We start from the raw sequence: 17,698 nt of genomic DNA, 5'->3' as shown, positions 1-17,698 counted from the left end.
TTTTTATCTACTAATACTAATGTGCGCTTAGTAGTCTAGTAATTCTAATAAAGCCGTTTCAAATTTTCCTTTAGCCATATATTGATCTTCTAATTGACCAATAAACGGTATGGGTGTTTCCATACTAGCTACACGTTTTACTGGAGCATCTAAATATTGAAAACATTCTTCCATTAACAGCGCAGATATATCACTAGATATACTGCCAAACAAAGAATCTTCTTGCAATATAATTGCTCGTCCTGTCTTTTTTACTGAGTTTAAAATGGTTTCCTTATCTAAGGGTTGTAGAGTTCTTAGATCAATTAAATCTGCAGAAATGTTTGGATTATTTTCTAAAGTTTCTAGCGCCCAATGTGCAGCAGCACCATAAGTAATAATGGTTACAGCATTACCTAATGATAGCATAGCTGCTTTTCCAAATTCAATGGTATAATAATCGGTTGGCACATTTTGTCTTATACTTCTGTACAACGCTTTATGCTCAAAAAACAATACAGGATTAGGATCATTAATGGCTGTAGCCAACAAACCTTTTGCATCATACGGAAAAGCTGGATACACAACTTTTAATCCAGGTGTTTTTGTAAACCAAGCTTCATTAGTTTGAGAATGAAAAGGACCTGCCGCAACACCTCCACCACATGGCATTCTAAGCACAATGTTCGCTTCTTGTTGCCATCTATAATAAGATTTTGCTAGATAGTTAACAACCGGATTAAAACCAGAAGTTACAAAATCTGCAAATTGCATTTCAACAACAGATTTAATACCTGATATAGATAAACCCATAGCAGTTTCTACAATTGCAGATTCGCAAATTGGTGTGTTTCTAACACGGTCTTTTCCAAAAGCTTCAACAAAGCCTTCTGTGATTTTAAAAACACCTCCATATTCCGCAATATCCTGACCCATAATTACCAGATCATTATGTCTCTCCATAGATTGCTTTAACCCTTGCGAAATAGCATCGATAAACCTTAAATCTTCGACAGAATCATTCGGCTTAAAATTTTCATAATCATAATGTTTAAAAACATCATTTAACTCAGTATTTTCATTAGGTATAATAGCTGGTTCCGCATTTGCAGATTCTAAAGCACTATCAATTTCTGCTTTAATTTCAGCAACGTAAGCATCATCAATTGACGGTGTTAAAATCTTTTTACTGTATAAAAAACTTCTAAAATTCTCAATAGGATCTTTTGCTTCCCAAGCATCCATTAACTCCTTAGGAACATATTTGGTACCACTAGCCTCTTCATGTCCTCTTCTCCTAAACGTTTTAAATTCTATTAAAATTGGCCTTGGTCTTTTTCTTATACTTTCTGCTAATTTTTGAACTTTAGTATATGTTTCTATTACATTATTACCATCCAAAATAAACGATTCAATACCGTATCCTTTTCCTCTATCCGCTAAGTTTCTGCAATGGTATTGCTCGTTGGTTGGCGTAGACAATCCATAACCATTATTCTCAATACAAAATATAACAGGTAATTGCCAAACAGACGCTACATTTAAAGCTTCATGAAAATCGCCTTCACTCGTCCCACCTTCTCCAGTAAAAACAGCTGTAATCTTACCATTATTCTTCAACAAATTAGCCAAGGCTATGCCATCTGCTACTCCCATTTGAGGTCCCAAATGCGATATCATTCCAACAATGTTATAGTCTTGTGTTCCAAAATGAAAGGAGCGATCTCTACCTTTTGTAAAACCACTAGCTTTACCTTGCCATTGACAAAATAAACGATGTAAAGGAATTTTTCTAGTTGTAAAAACACCTAGATTTCTATGCATTGGCAGAATATATTCATCTTGTTCTAGAGCCATAGTTACACCAACAGAAATTGCTTCTTGTCCTATACCAGAGAACCATTTAGACACTTTTCCTTGTCGTAATAGAATGAGCATTTTCTCCTCTATTAAACGCGGTTTAAGCATATTATAATAAAGTTCTAATAAGGCTTCAGTATTGAGATTTCTCTTGTCGTAGGTGATGATACTTTTAGTGATTGTTGGCATAAATCGTAATTGATAGTAATGAATCAAATGTAATTAAAATAGATTCAATAAACCACAATAGGCTTTAAATTGTCAATAAAATCGACCTAAAATTTTACACTATTATTGTTAACTTTGTATATTGACAAAAATTTAAATATTAATCCAATGGATAGAATACCTAGCGTAGATTTAAAGGATTTCATTTCTGAAGATCCAAAACGTAAGCAAAAGTTTATAGATGAAATAGGAAAAGCATATGAAGATATAGGTTTCGTTGCCTTAAAAGGCCATTTTTTAGATGACACCTTAGTTGATAATTTATATGACGAAGTAAAGAACTTTTTTAATCTACCAATTGAGGTTAAAGAAAGTTATGAAATTCCTGGTATTGGTGGTCAACGTGGTTACGTATCTTTTGGTAAAGAAAGTGCTAAAGGTAAAAAAGAAGGTGATCTAAAGGAGTTTTGGCATTTTGGTCAATATGTTGAAGATGATGAGGAACGACGTAAAGAATATCCTGAAAATGTTACAGTAAATGAACTAGCAGAGTTTAATACGGTAGGTAAACAAACTTACCAAATGCTAGAAAAAACAGCAAAATACGTATTAAGAGCACTTGCTTTATATTTGAATTTAGAAGAAACTTATTTCGATAATTATATTCATAATGGTAATTCAATTTTAAGACCAATACACTATCCTCCAATTACCAAAGAGCCTAAAAATGCTGTTAGAGCAGCAGCACATGGTGATATTAATTTAATTACTTTATTAATGGGAGCTCAAGGACGTGGATTACAGGTGCAACGTCATGATGGTGAATGGATTGATGCTATTGCTGAGCCAGATGAATTAATGATAAATGTTGGTGATATGTTATCTAGGCATTCTAACAATAAATTAAAATCAACAATACATCGTGTCATAAATCCACCAAGAGAGCTTTGGGGAACATCTCGATATTCTATGCCATTTTTTATGCATCCAATTAGTGAGATGAAATTAGATGTTTTAGAAAGTTGTATTGATGAAGAGAATCCAAAACAATTTGAAGATATTACGGCTGGTGAATTCTTAAATGAACGTTTAATTGAATTAGGACTTATAAAGAAGTAGTATTCAGTCTCAGTTTGTAGTCAAATAATATTAACTGAGACTGAAGACTGAGACTAACAACAGAAGACTTAAAAAATGGATTTACAAGACCAATTAAAAAATCTGTTTCCAGATCATACACCAGAACCTTCAGACCAATCTAAAGATTCTAAAGATAACCTTTGGTTACAAGATGATCCTATAATCTGTAAATACGAAAAACGAAAAGGCAAACCTATTACCATATTAGAAGGTTATACAGGAGCTACAGAAGATTTTAAAAAATTAGCCAAAGAATTAAAAACTAAACTCAGTGTGGGTGGAAGTTTTAAAGATGATAAAATCATAATTCAAGGTGATTACAGAGATAAAATTATGGCAATGCTAGAAGAAAAAGGATTTAATGTAAAACGAGTTGGAGGCTAATCTATATGACAAAAAATGCATTGCATATCACAAACGGTAACGCACTTACAGACTACTTGAGAGAACTCGATTTTACTGAAGAAATACTCACATGGCAAGAAATACTATGTGAAGGACCAACCATACCAAAAATAGATTCTAAAGAGTTTTTTGACCTTAGGCGAGAATTTTTAAAAACTTATTATAATATTGAAGTTAACGAAAAAGAACTTCAAAAAGAGCTAGTAAAGTTAGATCATATTGAACAATATGATGAAATTAATCTTTGGTTCGAGTACGATTTATTTTGCCATATAAATTTACTTGGTGTTATTAATTTATTGCATCAAAAAGAAATTAAAAAACCGTTATACCTTATTTGTAGCGGAAGAATTAAAGGAGAAAACAGTTTAAAAGGGTTAGCTGAATTAAGCTCTGGCCAATTAAAAGCGCACTACGCTAATAAGGTTTTACTTACTCAAGAAGATATAGATTTAGCAATTGCCTTATGGCGAACATATTGCGGTAAAGACCATAACATTTTAAAACCATACATAGTTACAAAGTCTAGCTTTAAATATATGAGCAATTGTCTAAAAGCGCATTTAAAACGTTTTCCAGACCAAAAAAGTGGCTTAGGCACAATAGAAGGAAATATTTTAAAGATTATAAACGAGAATGATATTAAATCTTTAAATCACCTACTTTTGTATTGTCTCAATTATCAAGGTTATTATGGATATGGAGACCTTCAATTAGAACGGAAAATTGAGAAACTTGCACTATTCTATTCAGTGGAAGACGATGGCGTTAAATTGACTAGAAAAGGTCATGAAGCTCTACTAAAACAACATAATTTTGCATCAGAAATAAATAATGACATGGACTATGGTGGTGTAAATCGATTGGCATATCAGTTTAATGTTGAAGAAAATAAATTAATTAAAACAATTAAAAATGTCGATTAAAGATTCAGAATTAATATTAAATCCTGATGGTAGTGTTTATCATTTAAACCTGAAACCTGAAGATATTTCAGATACTATAATCTTTGTCGGTGATCAAGATAGAGTTGAGAAAATCACAAAACATTTTGATAGCATAGAATTTAGTACACAAAAGCGCGAATTTAAAACACAAACAGGTTATTATCAAGACAAACGTATTACTGTTATTTCTACAGGTATTGGTCCAGATAATATTGATATTGTTTTAAATGAATTAGACGCTTTAGTTAATATAGACCTTAAAACTAGGAAACCTAAAACTGAATTATCAAGTCTTAATATAATAAGAATTGGTACATCAGGATCTTTACAAAATGATATTCCTGTAGACTCTTTTTTAATTAGCACACATGCATTAGATATCAATGGTATGTTACACTTTTATCAAATTGAAGGTATTAGTAATCCTGAGATTGAAGATGAATTTATAAAACATACTAATTGGGATAAGAATAAAGCCAGACCAATTATTATAAATAATAGTAAATATTTAGAAAAATATTTTGAGGGCGATAAAATCTTTAAAGGAATGACCGGAACAGCTGGTGGTTTCTACGGTCCTCAAGGCAGAGTTTTACGTTTACCTCTTCAAGATGCTAGTCTTAATTCAAAATTAGATAACTTTAGTTATAAAGATTTCAGAATTACAAATTTTGAAATGGAGACTTCTGTGATTTATGGACTTTCAAAATTGTTAGGTCATGAGGCATTGTCTTTAAATGCGATAATAGCAAATAGAGCAAATGGTGATTTTAGTAAAGACCCTAAAAAAACAGTAGAAAAACTGATAAAATATGCTTTAGAGCGTATTGTTAATATATAAAAAACTTCTTCTTAGTAGATAAAACACAGAAGCTAGTTCAGCATAAGATGAAAAAAGTAAATATTGGAGGCGTACCAGAACATTTTAATTTAGCCTGGTACTTAACATTGAAAAATGGGGAATACAAAGATCAAGACATCAATTTAAGATGGCACGATTATCATGGAGGAACAGGTGCAATGTGCAAAGCACTTAGGTCTGGAGAAATTGATATGGCAGTGATCTTAACAGAAGGTGTTATAAAGGATATTATTGATGGAAATCCTTCAAAAATTGTTCAAACATTTGTAGAGTCGCCATTAAATTGGGGAATTCATGTGGCTGCAGATTCAAGCTTTAAAACCGTAGAAGATATTAAAGGTAAAAGAGCGGCTATTAGTAGATATGGATCTGGCTCTCATCTTATGGCTTACATCAATGCCAAAAATAATAATTGGGATTTAGAAAAAGATCTCAATTTTGAAGTTATAAAAAACTTAGATGGCGCTGTGAGAGGTCTTACAGAAGGTAAAGCAGATTATTTTATGTGGGAAAAATTTACCACAAAGCCTATTGTAGACGATGGCATATTTAGACGTATTGCAAATTTCCCAACACCTTGGCCTTGTTTTGTTATTGCTGTACGTGAAGACTTTATTGAAAACGATGGAGATACTTTAAAAACTATATTAGACATCATTAATCAAACAACTTCTGAGTTTAAATCAATTCCTAGTATAGATAAAACTATAGCCAATAGATACGAACAAGAATTAGAAGATGTGCAAGAGTGGTTGTCTTTAACTGAGTGGTCGCAAACCGTAATGACTGAAGACACTATAAATAATGTTCAGAACCAATTATTCGATTTAAACATTATTCCTAAAAAAGTAGACTATCTAGATTTAATACATAAAATTTAAAATAATGTATTGATTATTCATTTTTTTCTTTTCATACCGCTTGATTTCTGAGAATAAATCAACTAAATTAAAACTGTTTCTAGCTATATGTTTTAATATTTCAAAAATTTATTTATATTTGAAGTAAGCACATGCTTACAACCAATCAAGTAATTAACCTAATATGATATTAACCATAGCAATTATTCTAGCTTCTCTAGTCGCATTGAATTTTTTGTTATTGGTATTTAGCTGTAACAAAACACCTAAAAAAGCAGATAATAGAATTCCTCCGTATTTAAAGGTAAAGAAAAATGTTACGCTTCAAACTAAACATGCTAAGCTAAAGACCAAACAATTGGATGCTGGCCAACTTGCAGCAACTGGGAGTTAGTTTCACTAAAACATTTATTACCAAACCAATACCCTCTATTCGCACTTAAAGGTGAAGGATGACCGCTTTGTAAAACTATATGTTTTGTAGTGTCTATTAGTTTTATTTTTTTCTTAGCAAATCCGCCCCAAAGTAAAAAAACCACATTGCTTTTTTCATCATTGATTGTTTTAATTACAGCATCTGTAAAAGTTTCCCATCCTTGTTTTTGATGACTACCAGCTTTATGAGCTCTAACTGTTAGTGTAGCATTTAATAATAGAATACCTTGTTTAGTCCAAGGCATTAAGTTACCTCTTTTAGGGTAGGGAATTTTTAAATCGGTTTCAAGTTCTTTAAATATATTGACCAATGAAGGTGGATGCTTTATACCATCATTTACAGAAAAGCATAATCCATTAGCTTGACCAACATCGTGATAAGGGTCTTGACCAATAATAACCACCTTTAGGTCATTAAAATCAAATTGATTAAAGGCATTAAAGATTTCAGGTTCTGGCGGAAAACACTCATAATTTTGATATTCATGCGCAACAAAATCCATTAAATCTTTAAAATAAGGTTTATCAAATTCTGGTTGAAGATGTTTTTTCCAGCTATTATCAATTTTTAAGTTCATAAAAGGTTCTAATTAAAATTCAAAAATAAAGAAACATCTATAATAATTATAGATAGAACAAAAGCACTTTGCAGTATTAGGCATATAGCCTCTTTTACCCTAAATTTGTAAGGCTTTAAAAAAGAAAGATAATTACATGATAAATATTCATGAAAAAACACTAAAAGACCTTGAGTTTTTTACAGTTTTAGATCAAATTAGCAGACATACATTAACAGCTCTAGGAAAAGAAGCTGTGCTTGCTATTCTTCCATTTAAGGAAGAAGAACATTTAAAGTTAGAACTGGCGTATGTTAATGAATACCTATCATCTTTTGAAAATGAAAATAGAATTCCTAATCATGGATTTGAAACTATTGCCAAAGAATTAAAATTACTTAAAATAGAGAATACTTATCTCGAGGTTTCTAGCTTACAGAAAATAGTAAGCATGTCACTAACTGTAAATACTATTTTAAAGTTTTTAAAGAAGTTTGAAGAGTATTATCCTAAATTATACACTTACAGCCAGCCTATAGAAATCAATACGACTATAATAGAACAAATTGATGCTGTTGTGGACCGTTTTGGAGATATAAAAGACAACGCTTCTCCCCTTTTATCCAAATTACGTAAATCTATAAATCAACTCAAAGGCAAAATAAATAGTAGTTTTTCTTCGGCTTTAAACACCTATCACAACTTAGATTATTTAGACGACATTAGAGAATCTGTGGTAGAAAACAAACGTGTACTAGCTGTAAAAGCAATGTATCGCAGAAAAGTACGTGGTGCCATAATGGGTGGAAGCAAAACCGGAAGCATTGTTTACATTGAGCCAGAAACTACGTTACAACATACCAGAGAACTCAACAATTTAGAATATGAGGAAAAAGAAGAGGTCATAAAAATCTTAAAAGAACTAACCGGTTACATTCGTATGTTTTTGCCACTTCTTAAAGATTATCAGTCCTTTTTAACACAAATAGATCTCATTTCTGCCAAAGCAAAATATGCACAAAGCATGGATGCTATTTTACCAGAATTCTCAAAGGAACGCAGTATGCATTTGCGCGATGCTTATCATCCTCTACTCTATTTAAACAATAAAGAAAAAGGTGAAACAACATTTCCGCAAACTATTGGCCTAAAAAAAGATAGCAGAATTATTGTTATCTCTGGCCCAAATGCTGGTGGAAAAAGTATTACACTTAAAACTGTTGGCTTATTACAAACCATGCTACAAAGTGGTATGTTAATTCCTGTCCATGAGCGAAGCTACGTATGTTTATTTGATAGAATTTTAAGTGATATAGGCGATAACCAGTCCATAGAAAATCATTTAAGTACCTACAGCTATCGCTTAAAACAAATGAATTATTTCCTGAAAAAGTGTAATAATAAAACCTTGTTTTTAATAGATGAGTTTGGAACTGGAAGTGATCCCGAATTAGGAGGTGCTTTAGCTGAAACGTTTTTGGAAGTCTTTTACGAGCGTGAGGCTTTTGGAATTATAACTACGCATTATTCAAACCTAAAGTTGCTCGCTAATGAGTTACCTCATATTGAAAATGCCAACATGCTTTTTAATGAGCGTACTCTAGAGCCAATGTACAAATTGGCCGTTGGGCAAGCCGGAAGTTCATTCACTTTTGAAGTCGCACAAAAGAATGGCATTCCGTATAGCCTAATCAATAAATCTAAAAAGAAGATAGAACGTGGCAAAGTTAGGTTTGATGCCACTATAGCAAAGCTACAGAAAGAACGCAGCAAATTAGAACGTACAGAACGTTCACTTAAAGAAAACGAAAAAAAGAAAATTTCAGAAGCAGATAAATTAGAAGAAATTAATGCTAAGGTGCAAAAGAAATTAGAGAACTTTCAAGAGTTATACGATTCTAACCAACGCTTAATTTACTTAGGTCAGAAAGTCAACGACATCTCTGAAAAGTATTTTGAAGACAAAAAGAAGCGCGAATTAATGGCGGAATTATTCCGTTTGGTACAAATAGAAAATTCAAAACGAAAAAAGCTTTCAGCAAAACAAAAACGTGCTGAGAAACATAAAGAACGTCAAGTAAAAGCTGAAGCAGAAAAGAAAGTTGAAGTTATACGAAAAAAGAAAAAAGCGACTAAAAAGAAAGACGTAAAAGTAGAAAAACCAAAACCAATTTTAAAAATTGGGGATCGTGTACGTATGCAAGATGGAAGAGCCATTGGTAGCATAGATTCTATAGAAAAAGGCAAAGCCAATGTTAATTATGGCATGTTTACCACTAACGTTAGCTTAGACCAATTAGAATTGGTTGAGGCTAAAAAATAAAAAAAACGATGGCAATAACGCCATCGTTTTTCAAGAATTGCTAGCAATATTAGTTACAATTCGCTGCAACATCTCTTACCTCGGTTACTGAATCAACAATATTATTTAAATACATGTTACCTTTTATGGTAACCTCTACAAAATCTGAACCTATATTAGTAATTACACCTAAAAAATTTGAAATTTCGAGCTGTGTGGCAATTTCAAATCCAGACATAGACTCTGGGCCTTGGGTATGATTACCTGTTAATCTTAAGCGTTTTACATAAGGCACTTTAACGTTAGAATATGTTTGGTAAGCATCATAAACCAATGAAGCGCTACCTGCTGGTACTGTCACAATTCTATTTGAAAAGAAGGTGTTTGTATCTGAAACCGATTCTTCAGCTGAGACTGTAGATGATGTACTGGCTTCTGTTGAAACTTCCAATCCTGCCGATGCTTCAGCGGTTACAGAACCTCCATTACCAAAAAAACTGGCTCCTGCAGTTGCACTTACAGTAACATCAACATTTGTAGTAACTCTAGAACTTAAACCAATAGTTTCAGAAAATGCATTTGTGTATGTAGTCGTAACGTCTTTTTCAATTCCTACTTGTTGCTCTAGGTTTCCTGATCCGCAATTTTTTAAGGTACTGTTAAAACCAAAAGAGGTTACAACCGCAGGCATAATTGGTTGTAAATATTCGGTATCTAATTGAGTGACTTGCCATTCAATATCTAAACTAATTATTCTAAAATACTGAATGGTACCATTATCGTTAGTGTGCCAATTCATATCAGAACCATTTGCGATCCTTCTCAATGGTTTATTATCAGAAGCACCTCTGATAGTATATAAACCATTAGATTCTTTCTTAACTATAAATTTTAAATCCGCGCCTAAAGAATTAGGATTCGTAGATGGAAAGGAATAAGCACCAGATTGTCTAAATGTTCTTGTTGATTCCCCAATCCTTAAATAACGATTGGTTATAGCAGAATAAACAGCAACTGTATTATCCTCGTTTTGATATTGATATATATAAAATTGCTCACTTGTTATACCTCGATTAAAAGAAGATGTTCGTTCTTCAAGCCTAAGACTGCCATCATCACCACTTCCAGGTTTCCATACAATAGTATTTTCAAAGTTACCACCAGCATCAACTAACTGTAAGTAATAGCGCATATCACCATTAAAATGTAAGTTGTTAGAAACTGCTTCTAAGTTAGAAGCATCAATATCAAATTGGTTTCCATTTTCTTCAAATGAAACTACACTATAAGTTTCAGATAAAATAACGTTATCTGATGGGTTTAAAACTTCAACCTCAAGACCAACACCATCTCTCAGTTCATCAACTGCAATTTCTGTTAAATCATCAATTGAGAGTTTTAGCTGTGCTATGTTTGTAAATGGGTCAACAACCAGCTCTTGGTCATAATTACCTTGTATTGCTGTAGTTGTGATATTAACTTTTACAGGATTATAACCTTTTTTAACCAAGTCTCTTGTGTTTATTAATAAACCTAAGTCTCCTCCATAATTTTCTAAATCGTCTGCACCAATACCGTTAACCTCTTCAATCACACTATCACCAGATCCATCATCCTCTTTACTACACCCAAATACAAAGAGTAGTAAAGTACACATCATAATACATTTTAAATTTTTAATAGCTGTTTTCATAATACATAATTTTGCGAATTGTTTCTGAGTCAAAACTAGAAGTCAAATCCACTAAAATCTAATTTTTGGCATGGACAAAGTATGGACAGCGGAATCGAAATTTTATATATCTACCATGTAGCCCAAAAAATCTAACTAACTGCAAATAATTGATTTTAAATACCTTAACAAGAAAATTAATATCTATTCATATAGACAATACATAGACAAGGTATTAATTAAAATCATTGTGTAGATATTAAGGCTGTCCAAGCCACTTTAATTTTAACTAACTTCGTTACAGCTAATCATTAAATATTTGTGATATGTTTTTTCGGATTATTATTCTTTTATTAGTTTGTTTTTCTTCATCAATATTTGCTCAACGGCAAACAAAAATTGACAGCTTAGAGAAAGCGTTGTCAGAATCAAAAATGGATATAGATAGGTTTCACATCCTTAATCATCTATGGAGTGAAAATATTAATAACAATATTGAGAAATCCTTAATATTCTCTAAGGATATGATAAGCCTAGGTAAAGCACTTAAAATTGATACTATTATTGGATTTGGTATTGAACGAAAAGCTGTAACCTATTCTTATATGAATAAGTTTGACAGCTCTAAAGTATACTTCAACAAAGCATTGAAGATTTATACACGACTTAATGACTACAACAAAATAGCAGGAATTGAACGCAATATTGGACAGGATTATAACATGATTGGAAAATTAGATAGCGCATACCATTATTATGATAAAGCAGAAAAAAATTACTCTAAAGCTAATAACATGGTTGGCATTGCAGATATATACAATTCAAAGTCTATTGTATTCTTAATGAAAGGCTACTACAATTTGGCATTAGAAAAAGCATTAAAGGCTGAAAGTATATACACCACTAAAAAATTGTCTATGGACTTAAACCAAAATCGATTGGTTATTGCGAGTGTATATGGCGAAATGAAGGATACAATAAATGCAATTGACTATCATAAAAAAATATTGAAATACTTTAAAAAAGAGAACCAAAAAAGACAATACGCTAGTACACTAAATTTAATTCTTAGTCTACAAATACCTAACAAAGAAAAAAATGAAGAAAACAACAGGTATATAAATGAATTATCAGAGATTAGTAATTCTCTTAAAGACCAAAGCCTTATTGATGATGCTATAGAAAGAAAAGCACAATTTCTAATAGCGAGCGGTAAAATTGATGAAGCCAAAACAATATACCAATCTATGCTTAGTAACCAATCTATTTTAAATAATAGTTACGCTCTAGCGCATTTAAACATGGATCTAGGTAAATGTCTAATATTGCTTAACGAGCATAGTAATGCCATAAAGTATCTAAATAAATCTAAAACAGAAGCAGATAAAAATAACCTTGACGCACTTAAACCAAAAATTCACAAACTATTATCACAAGCGTATCAAGCAACTGAAGAATTTGAAAGTAGTTTAAAATATTACAAAATTTATAAAAATTTGGAAGATAACATTTCCAATACTGAAATAAATAATCGTTTTTCTGAATTGCAAACCATACACGAAACCGAAAAAAAGGAAGCAGAAATAGCCTTACAACAAGAAGAAATAAAAAACTTAACTATAAAAGCTGAAAATGACAAATTAATTAAAACATTATATGGAATTGGCATGTTCTCATTACTTGCTATTGCAGGCCTACTCTACTTCGGTTTTAAGCAACGTATGAAGAAAAATAGAATAGAACGCGAAAAACAAGAAGAAATATACAAACAAGAAATCGCCTTTAAAAAGAAAGAATTAGCGTCACAAACTCTTCACCTAGTTCAAAAAAGTGCATTCATTCAAGAGCTAAAAGAGAATTTAGAAAAAATAAAAAAATCCCCAGAATTGTTTAAAGTGGAATTCCGGAGACTTGTAATGCTTCTCAAAAAAGAAAGTGCTGAAGATAAAGATTGGGAAGTATTTAAAAGCTATTTTTCTGAAGTACATAATGACTTCGACAATAAAATAAAAACAATTGCAGAGGACATCTCTGAAAAAGAGATTCGTTTAGCATCTTTTCTACGTATGAATTTAACAACCAAAGAAATTGCTTCAATGCTCAATGTTTTACCAGATAGTGTGCTAAAATCAAAATACCGATTAAAGAAGAAGTTAGCCTTAAATAAAGACGTGGATTTAACTGAATTTTTAAATACATTATAGGTATTAGCTTTATCTTTGCACTGTGATAACTCAGATTACAAATAACAAACAACTCATACTATTTGATGGTGTTTGCAACCTTTGCAACAGTAGCGTTTTGTATGTTATTAAGCGAGATTCTAAAAACAATTTTTTATTTGCGCCTTTAGAGAGTAAAATTGGAACTGAGATTATTAAGAAGTTTAATATTGATACGGAGAAAACAGATTCAATACTACTTTATAATCCTGTAAAGGATAAGTTAACCTATAAATCCACAGCTGCACTACTAATTGCAAGTCGTTTAGGTTTACCTACCAACCTAATATCAATTTTCTTAATTGTACCTGCTTTTATTAGAAATTGGGTTTATAATTATATTGCTAAAAATCGTTATAAATGGTATGGTAAAAAAGAATCTTGTATGATTCCTACTCCAGAGTTGAAATCAAAATTCATAGATTAATGATAGTTCAAAAAAAAAGCCCTCTCACAACCAAATGAAGGGCTTAATTTAAATTAACAACTTACTTAAAACTAAATTAATTTTACAAAAAATGTAAGCTCAATTCTAAATATTATGAGGGAAAATATGGAATTGTATCATAGCACAAATTTTGATGTAGTAAAGATAAATCTGTCTTAAGAATTGCCGCAATAAAATCGTTGTAAGCCCTCTTAAATATGATTAATTATTAAAACGTGTCAATTATATCTGCCAATAACCTCTAAGTAGTAATTGCCTTACTAACTGAAATAGCCGTTTCACTTCACTAAAGTTGCAACTTACTCATTTCTAATTTACTCAACATGTCATGTTCTTTAATTTTGATTTTAACTAAAAATTCAAGATTATGATTTACAGCTTAAAACCAATTAATTTTCTATGTCTATTAGTTTTTATTCTAATAGTTAATCAATTTGGCTATTCGCAACAGCAAAATTCAAAAATTAAAAATGTAACCGTTTATTTAGATGGTGCAGAAATAAATCGTGAAGCCTCAGTAAAACTTAATTCAGGTAAATCCATAATTACTTTAAATAATCTATCACCTTATATAGAAGAAAATAGTATTCAGATTTCAGGGCTAGATACGGCTACTATTCTATCCATTAATTATGGAATTAATTATTTAACGAAGAAAAAACCAAGCGATTCTATTGTTTCATTGCAGAATGAACTTAAAAAAATTGAAGAAAAAATTCAATATCAAAACAATCTCATTTCTGGTTATAACGAAGAATTGAGTTTAATTCAGAATAACAAAAAACTTGGTAATGCTAATGAGGTCGTAAGTTTAGAAAAGCTAAAGTCCTTTGCAACTTACTACAGAACGCGTATTACGGAATTAAAAACAGACATTAATACGTCGCGTTCTAAAATTAAAGATATTCAGCAAACCGAAGTAAAAATACAACAGCAATTAGCCGAATTTAATGTTGAAGACAAAACGCAGACTGGCGAGATTAAATTAAAACTAAACAGCGAAATTGCCAGCACTTTAAATTTAAAAATAAAGTATAATATTAAGAATGCTGGTTGGTTTCCTATTTATGATCTCAAAGCGGAAAAAATCTATAGTCCTATTAATCTAGAATATAAAGCACATGTGTTTCAAAACTCTGGTTGTGATTGGACAGACGTTAATCTAGTACTCTCCACAAGCGATCCAAATACAAATAATGAAAAACCAATGGTTAATCCTAAATATTTAAATTTCATTAGTCCTTACAGTCAATATAACACAAGTCGTGCGACTAAAAGTTACAATTATAAATACAATCCGTTAGTAAAAACCGTTTCTGGTGTTGTCACCTTAGCTTCAGATGGATTACCTGTGCCAGGCGTATCAGTAATTGAAAAAGGCACATCTAATGGTGTACAAACCGATTTTGACGGTAAATACACTCTAAATACTACTAGCGGAAATACAATTGTGTATTCCTATGTCGGCATGAGTTCTGAAGAGTTACCAATTCATTCTAGTATTATGAATGTCACTTTAACTGAAAACAGAAATTCTTTAGATGAAGTTGTAGTAATTGGTTATGGCACGACAACGAATGAAGCTTTATCAGGTGCTGTAGCTGGTGTTAAAATTAGAGGAAATTCTTCGATGATAACAAACAAAAAGGCCTTTTACGTTGTTGATGGTGTTCCGGTTAGTGCTAACGATGTGAGCCGTTTAAATCCTGATAACATAGCTTCAATGGACATTTTAAAAGATGCTGCTTCAACAGCTATTTACGGAAGTCGAGGCGCTAATGGTGTGATATTAATTTCTACAAAAACTAATAAAAACGAATTTGGCGTAATTACAGAAGAAGGCATAACGAACACCAACTTTAAAATTGACAAAAAGCACAGTATACCATCAGATGGCGATGTTGTTGTCATTGAAATAGATAAATTTAGTGTGCCTGCCAACTATACTTATTTTGCCGCACCAGTTCTAAATGAAAATGTGTTTTTAACCGCAAAGATTGGTAATTGGGAACAATACAATTTGTTACCAGCAGAAGCTAATGTTTATTTTGAAGGAAGTTATTCTGGAAAAACAAATATTAATCCTGCAGCAACTACAGACAGTTTAACAGTTTCACTTGGCGTTGATCCAAATATTGTAGTAAAACGCACACAACTAAACGATTACAAAAAGAGTACTTTTATTGGTAATAATAAGGTGGTTCAAAAAGCTTATGAAATTGAAATTAAAAACAATAAAACATCTAACGTACTGTTAACTCTTTTAGATAGAATACCAAAAAGTCAGAACAAATCTATTAAGATTGATGATATAGATACAGGTACTTCTAATTATAATGAAGACAAAGGAATTTTAAAATGGAGATTAAATCTAAAAGCAAGTGAAACGGAAAAACTAAAACACGCCTATTCTATTAAATTTCCGAAAGGAAAACGCATTAATTTATAAATAAAATAAAGTCTCAAAACAAAATAGTTTCAATTAGAGCCTAGCTTCCGTTAGTTAGGAACGAATCTAATTCTTATAAGAAAAAATAGTCTAACTTCTTATAAGTGTCGTTAAACGATAGAGCAACTGTTTTTGGTTTTGAGGCTTTCTTTTTTAAACTGACTTAAACAATCTCGTTAATGCCTTTAGCATATTTTGCTCTGTAACGTCAAAATCGTCGTCTGCAAAAAACAACACTTTAATATCTTCTAGCAATAAATCTACATCGTCTTTATCGTAAAGATGTTGCTCTAAGCTTGTGGTAATTTTTTTAAGACCTTGATAGTCGTTATCTCTATCAAACTCTTCGTGAATTTCTTTGAAGGTCTCTTTATCTACTTTAGAGATAATAAATTCACGTTCTTTTTCAGATTCTTTAAAATCAGCATTTGCAGCAAATAATAAAACGTAGGCTACAAGTTCATCTTTAGTCCAATCTATGGTTTTCATATTAAGGGTTATATTATTTTTATTCGGTTAAGCTTCCATATTCTGTCCACGATCCATCATAGACTATTAAGTTATTATAATTACAAAGTGTGGCAGCCAAAGCAACAACACAAGCTGTAATACCAGAACCACAACTAAATAACATTGTTCTGTTTTCTATCTCTAATTTACTAAAGATTTCTGATAATTCCTTAATTGGCTTCAAAGTATTACCATTTATCAAATCTGTGAATGGTAAATTCTTAGAATTAGGAATTGTGCCACGTCTTAAGCCTTCTCTAGGTTCATCTACTAAACATTTAAAACGCGCTTCTGACCTTGCATCCACAATTAAAACATTTGGATCTTTAATAAAATGATTTAGTCCATCAAAATTGGTCATTAATTCTGGATTAAAGTCAACATTAATGTTACCTATTTGATAAGTTTCTTCAACATAAGCATTAATAGATAAACCTTTTAAGGTCCATTCTGGTAATCCGCCATCTAAAACAGCAACATTATTAAACCCAAAAACTTTAAATAACCACCAAACTCTAGCACTAGAGTAAATGCCTTTATCATCGTAAACCACAATACAAGAATCATTATTTATACCTAGATTTCTAGCTTCTAGTTCAAATTGTTCTTTCGAAGGTAACGTACTAGGAAAAGGTGCAGAAACATCACTGAATTTCTTTTTAATATCGAAAAAACGTGCTTTTAAAATTCGTTTAGAATCGGAATCTATGACTTTATTAATCGTTGCATCTAAAACAATTAAATTTGAAGCCTTTTTATTCTCAATCAGCCAATTAACTGATATTAATGGTGTATTTAAGGTCATAAACTTAATCAACTTTAAAATTTTATTTAGATCCTATAACTTCGCTCAGCAAACGATTTACTATTATTCTTACAAAT

The 17,698-nt window shown here is 31.4% G+C and carries 14 protein-coding genes; 9 read left to right on the top strand and 5 right to left on the bottom strand.

All coding sequences use genetic code 11. The features are described 5' to 3' along the window. Window positions 1-27: 27 nt before the first annotated feature. Window positions 28-2,028, bottom strand: coding sequence for a dehydrogenase E1 component subunit alpha/beta (locus Q0891_RS06285; protein WP_299099857.1), 2,001 nt, complete (start codon window positions 2,026-2,028; stop codon window positions 28-30). 147 nt (window positions 2,029-2,175) lie between these two features. Here Q0891_RS06285 and Q0891_RS06280 point away from each other — a divergent pair, with 147 nt between their 5' ends. The 5 genes from Q0891_RS06280 to Q0891_RS06260 all read left to right on the top strand — a co-directional run bounded on the left by Q0891_RS06280 (window position 2,176) and on the right by Q0891_RS06260 (window position 6,242). Continuing rightward, the gene (locus tag Q0891_RS06280) at window positions 2,176-3,126 is read left to right on the top strand and encodes a 2-oxoglutarate and iron-dependent oxygenase domain-containing protein (protein WP_299099855.1); all 951 of its coding nucleotides are present in this window, start codon (window positions 2,176-2,178) and stop codon (window positions 3,124-3,126) included. A gap of 75 nt (window positions 3,127-3,201) precedes the next feature. Next, on the top strand, window positions 3,202-3,531 hold the full coding sequence (locus tag Q0891_RS06275) for a translation initiation factor (RefSeq protein WP_299099853.1): 330 nt from the start codon (window positions 3,202-3,204) through the stop codon (window positions 3,529-3,531). Window positions 3,532-3,536: 5 nt separating this feature from the next. Further along, window positions 3,537-4,478, top strand: coding sequence for a DUF1835 domain-containing protein (locus Q0891_RS06270; protein ID WP_299099851.1), 942 nt, complete (start codon window positions 3,537-3,539; stop codon window positions 4,476-4,478). Continuing rightward, window positions 4,468-5,340, top strand: coding sequence for a nucleoside phosphorylase (locus Q0891_RS06265; protein WP_299099849.1), 873 nt, complete (start codon window positions 4,468-4,470; stop codon window positions 5,338-5,340). Before Q0891_RS06270 ends, Q0891_RS06265 begins: the two co-directional genes overlap by 11 nt. Window positions 5,341-5,387: 47 nt before the next feature. Continuing rightward, window positions 5,388-6,242: a substrate-binding domain-containing protein gene (locus Q0891_RS06260; RefSeq protein ID WP_299099847.1), complete on the top strand. Its 855-nt coding sequence runs from the start codon at window positions 5,388-5,390 to the stop codon at window positions 6,240-6,242. Window positions 6,243-6,559: 317 nt separating this feature from the next. On the opposite strand, the gene Q0891_RS06255 is transcribed toward Q0891_RS06260, so the two are convergent. After that, window positions 6,560-7,234, bottom strand: coding sequence for a uracil-DNA glycosylase (locus tag Q0891_RS06255; RefSeq protein WP_299099845.1), 675 nt, complete (start codon window positions 7,232-7,234; stop codon window positions 6,560-6,562). Between the two features lie 136 nt (window positions 7,235-7,370). Between Q0891_RS06255 and Q0891_RS06250 the strand changes: the two genes are divergently transcribed. Continuing rightward, window positions 7,371-9,536, top strand: a complete 2,166-nt coding sequence (locus tag Q0891_RS06250; RefSeq protein WP_299099844.1) for a DNA mismatch repair protein MutS — start codon at window positions 7,371-7,373, stop codon at window positions 9,534-9,536. A gap of 49 nt (window positions 9,537-9,585) precedes the next feature. Here Q0891_RS06250 and Q0891_RS06245 read toward each other — a convergent pair whose 3' ends face one another. Next, entirely contained in the window at window positions 9,586-11,208 is a 1,623-nt protein-coding gene (locus Q0891_RS06245) for a hypothetical protein (protein WP_299099842.1), read from the bottom strand. A gap of 413 nt (window positions 11,209-11,621) precedes the next feature. On the opposite strand from Q0891_RS06245, the gene Q0891_RS06240 reads away from it, so the two are divergent. The 3 genes from Q0891_RS06240 to Q0891_RS06230 all read left to right on the top strand — a co-directional run bounded on the left by Q0891_RS06240 (window position 11,622) and on the right by Q0891_RS06230 (window position 16,306). Continuing rightward, the gene (locus tag Q0891_RS06240) at window positions 11,622-13,391 is read left to right on the top strand and encodes a hypothetical protein (RefSeq protein WP_299099840.1); all 1,770 of its coding nucleotides are present in this window, start codon (window positions 11,622-11,624) and stop codon (window positions 13,389-13,391) included. Window positions 13,392-13,413: 22 nt separating this feature from the next. Beyond that, a complete protein-coding gene (locus Q0891_RS06235) occupies window positions 13,414-13,836 on the top strand; it encodes a thiol-disulfide oxidoreductase DCC family protein (RefSeq protein ID WP_299099838.1) in 423 nt (140 codons plus the stop codon). A 388-nt stretch (window positions 13,837-14,224) separates the two neighbouring features. Continuing rightward, on the top strand, window positions 14,225-16,306 hold the full coding sequence (locus Q0891_RS06230) for a mucoidy inhibitor MuiA family protein (RefSeq protein ID WP_299099836.1): 2,082 nt from the start codon (window positions 14,225-14,227) through the stop codon (window positions 16,304-16,306). A gap of 153 nt (window positions 16,307-16,459) precedes the next feature. Here Q0891_RS06230 and Q0891_RS06225 read toward each other — a convergent pair whose 3' ends face one another. Next, the gene (locus Q0891_RS06225) at window positions 16,460-16,795 is read right to left on the bottom strand and encodes a hypothetical protein (protein ID WP_299099834.1); all 336 of its coding nucleotides are present in this window, start codon (window positions 16,793-16,795) and stop codon (window positions 16,460-16,462) included. Between the two features lie 19 nt (window positions 16,796-16,814). Beyond that, window positions 16,815-17,621, bottom strand: a complete 807-nt coding sequence (locus Q0891_RS06220) for a sulfurtransferase (RefSeq protein ID WP_299099831.1) — start codon at window positions 17,619-17,621, stop codon at window positions 16,815-16,817. Window positions 17,622-17,698: the final 77 nt, after the last annotated feature.

The sequence above is a fragment of the uncultured Winogradskyella sp. genome (assembly GCF_947498005.1).
Taxonomy (GTDB): Bacteria; Bacteroidota; Bacteroidia; order Flavobacteriales; family Flavobacteriaceae; genus Winogradskyella.
This window is presented reverse-complemented; position numbering and strand designations above follow the sequence as displayed.

Bases quoted from the DNA above. Each gene is read 5' to 3' on its own strand.
- Q0891_RS06220 (WP_299099831.1), bottom strand. From the start codon at position 17,621: ATGACCTTAAATACACCATTAATATCAGTTAATTGGCTGATTGAGAAT.
- Q0891_RS06275 (WP_299099853.1), top strand. From the start codon at position 3,202: ATGGATTTACAAGACCAATTAAAAAATCTGTTTCCAGATCATACACCA.
- Q0891_RS06285 (WP_299099857.1), bottom strand. From the start codon at position 2,028: ATGCCAACAATCACTAAAAGTATCATCACCTACGACAAGAGAAATCTC.
- Q0891_RS06225 (WP_299099834.1), bottom strand. From the start codon at position 16,795: ATGAAAACCATAGATTGGACTAAAGATGAACTTGTAGCCTACGTTTTA.
- Q0891_RS06270 (WP_299099851.1), top strand. From the start codon at position 3,537: ATGACAAAAAATGCATTGCATATCACAAACGGTAACGCACTTACAGAC.
- Q0891_RS06250 (WP_299099844.1), top strand. From the start codon at position 7,371: ATGATAAATATTCATGAAAAAACACTAAAAGACCTTGAGTTTTTTACA.
- Q0891_RS06240 (WP_299099840.1), top strand. From the start codon at position 11,622: ATGGATATAGATAGGTTTCACATCCTTAATCATCTATGGAGTGAAAAT.
- Q0891_RS06260 (WP_299099847.1), top strand. From the start codon at position 5,388: ATGAAAAAAGTAAATATTGGAGGCGTACCAGAACATTTTAATTTAGCC.
- Q0891_RS06245 (WP_299099842.1), bottom strand. From the start codon at position 11,208: ATGAAAACAGCTATTAAAAATTTAAAATGTATTATGATGTGTACTTTA.
- Q0891_RS06255 (WP_299099845.1), bottom strand. From the start codon at position 7,234: ATGAACTTAAAAATTGATAATAGCTGGAAAAAACATCTTCAACCAGAA.
- Q0891_RS06265 (WP_299099849.1), top strand. From the start codon at position 4,468: ATGTCGATTAAAGATTCAGAATTAATATTAAATCCTGATGGTAGTGTT.
- Q0891_RS06230 (WP_299099836.1), top strand. From the start codon at position 14,225: ATGATTTACAGCTTAAAACCAATTAATTTTCTATGTCTATTAGTTTTT.
- Q0891_RS06280 (WP_299099855.1), top strand. From the start codon at position 2,176: ATGGATAGAATACCTAGCGTAGATTTAAAGGATTTCATTTCTGAAGAT.